The organism is Aminobacter sp. P4_D5 (assembly GCF_056401815.1).
Map to the genome: position 1 here is coordinate 1 of NZ_JBFUIP010000719.1, position 711 is coordinate 711.

At 69.2% G+C, this 711-nt stretch carries 1 protein-coding gene; it reads left to right on the forward strand.

Features of this window, described 5'->3' with window-relative positions; all coding sequences use genetic code 11:
- Positions 1 to 37: 37 nt before the first annotated feature.
- The coding region (locus AC1DWF_RS34545; RefSeq protein ID WP_476842986.1) for a gamma-glutamyltransferase at positions 38 to 711 on the forward strand (674 nt) is incomplete at its 3' end.

Here is a 711-nt window from a genome sequence, read left to right on the forward strand (position 1 = left end):
GCCCAGGCGTCGAAGGCCCTTCGACGCCTGGGCCTCGATGCTGCTCAACCACGGCACCTGGCGCCTGCGCGACGTGCTGGCCTTCGCCATCTCCTATGCCCGGCACGGCGCCCACATGGTGCCGCGGGTCTGCCAGACCGTCGCGACGGTGAAGCCCCTCTTCGAGACGGAATGGAAGAGCTCGGCCGCCCTCTGGCTCCGCGACGGCGGCCCGCAGCCGGGCAAGCTCTACGCCAACCCCATCTTGGCCGACACCTATGAACGGGTGATCCGCGAGGCCGAGGCGCAGGGCCATGACCGCGATTCGGAGATCCAGGCGGCGCGGAACGCCTGGTATTCCGGCTTCGTCGCCGAGGCGATCGATCGCTTCGGCCGCTCCCCGGCCATGGACACCTCGGGCGAGCGCCATGCCGCGGCCTTGACGGGCCAGGACATGGCCAATTGGCGCGCCGGAGTGGAGGCACCCGTCGCCCTCGAGTTCATAGGCACGACCGTCCTGAAATGCGGCCCCTGGAGCCAGGGCCCAGCCATGCTGCAGACCCTGGCGCTGCTCTCCGGTTTCGATCTCGCGGCTATGGACCCGGTCGGCGAGGATTTCGTCCACCACGTCACCGAGGCCATGAAGCTGGCCTTCGCCGACCGCGAGGCTTTCTACGGCGACCCCAACTTCACGGACGTCCCGCTCGCGACGCTGCTCTCCAAGGCCTACAC